Here is a 1,794-nt window from a genome sequence, read left to right on the forward strand (position 1 = left end):
GAAAGCATCCAAAAGATTCAAAATTTAAATAAGCACAGCATTTACTTATTATAAACTAATTTTCAATACTTACTTAACAGTAAAAATACTCAAGAACATTTATACATGAAACGGATTTATACCCTACCGCTCGCCGCGGCGATGATGTGGCTTGGAGCCAACTCCTCCGAAGCCTGCACCAATCTCATAGCGGCAAAAGGAGCCACGACAGACGGCTCTGTAATGGTTACATATGCAGCAGACTCCCATAACCTCTACGGTATGCTCACTCACACTCCTGCCGCCAGACACCCGAAAGGGACAATGCGGAAGGTTGTGGAATGGGATACAGGCAAACCGCTCGGAGAAATACCCCAGCCGGCACAGACATACAATGTGGTCGGAAACATGAACGAACACCAGCTGGCAATCGGAGAATCGACATGGGGAGGACACAAGGAACTTGTGGACACTACCGGTCAGTCAATTATTGACTACGGCTCGCTTATCCAGATCGCTCTCGAAAGATGCAAGACCGCTCGTGAGGCAGTTGATTTCATGGGAGACATCGTTAATAAATACGGTTATGCCTCAAGCGGTGAATCTTTCTCAATAGCCGATAAAAACGAAGTGTGGGTTATGGAAATGATAGGCAAGGGGGCGGAAAAAGGTGCCGTCTGGATTGCCGTACGCATCCCTGACAATGCAATCTCCGGACATGCCAACGAACCCCGCATACGTAAAGTTGACCTGAAAGACAAGAAGAATGTCAAATACTCCAAAGACGTTATCTCTTTCGCTCGCAAGCGCGGTTATTTCAACGGCAAGGATGAAGATTTCTCGTTTGCCGATGCATACGAGAACCACACAGCCTCCACCCGACGCGGATGCGATGCCCGCGTATGGAGCTATTTCCGCCGTTTCGCTCCTGAAACCGACAGATATTATGCATGGTGTGCCGGCATGAGCGATGAACCCATGCCGCTATATGTTGTTCCGGAGAAAAAAGTTAGTGTCAAAGATATGAAATGGAGCATGCGAGATCATTTCGAGGGCACTCCTTTCGATATGACAAACGATATAGGCGCAGGACCATATCACGTGCCTTACCGCTGGCGTCCCATGGATTATGAAGTTGACGGCAACACATATTGCATGGAGCGAGCCATAGCCACACAGCAAACAGGCTGGAGCTTTGTGAGCCAAAGCCGCGACTGGCTTCCGGACCCTGTAGGAGGAATCTTATGGTTCGGCACTGACGACACAAACACTTCAGTTTATATGCCTTTCTATTGCGGCATGACTGAGATTCCGGCTGAGCTTGAACACGGTGACATAAACACATTCGATCCCAAATCGAATTTCTGGATGACAAACATAGTTGCCAACCAGGCTTATAACCGTTACGACCAGATGATTCCCGACATACGTAAAGTGCAGAACAAACTTGAGGACAAATTCCGCGACTCACGTGACTCGCGCGATAAAGAACTTGCCGCAATGGTAAATAACGGTGACATGGCTGCATACACCAAGTCTGTCAACGATGAGGGCGCAGCGGTTGCAAAAGAGGCAACAGACGACTATCGGGACCTTGCAATATACCTTTTCGTAAAATACATGGACGGCAATATGAAAAAGACTGACGCCGACGGCAGTTTCCAGAAAAGCGAATACGGTCTACCCCTCTACCCCTCTTTCCCCGGATACGACAAGAAATATTACGAAAACATTGTCAAAGAAAACGGGAAGCATTTCCTCGTACCAAAAGAATAAAACATATTCTTATCAGGCAAATATAACAATGGGATTTCG

At 47.4% G+C, this 1,794-nt stretch carries 1 protein-coding gene; it reads left to right on the forward strand.

Features of this window, described 5'->3' with window-relative positions; all coding sequences use genetic code 11:
* The first annotated feature begins 105 nt into the window (after window positions 1-105).
* Entirely contained in the window at window positions 106-1,755 is a 1,650-nt protein-coding gene (locus JX312_RS13085; protein WP_204458362.1) for a dipeptidase, read from the forward strand.
* Window positions 1,756-1,794 lie beyond the last annotated feature (39 nt).

It is taken from the genome of Barnesiella sp. CU968, assembly GCF_905219685.1.
Lineage (GTDB): Bacteria > Bacteroidota > Bacteroidia > Bacteroidales > Muribaculaceae > Lepagella > Lepagella muris_A.

Excerpts from the sequence above, each read along its gene's own strand:
- JX312_RS13085 (WP_204458362.1), top strand. The coding sequence starts at position 106 with ATGAAACGGATTTATACCCTACCGCTCGCCGCGGCGATGATGTGGCTT.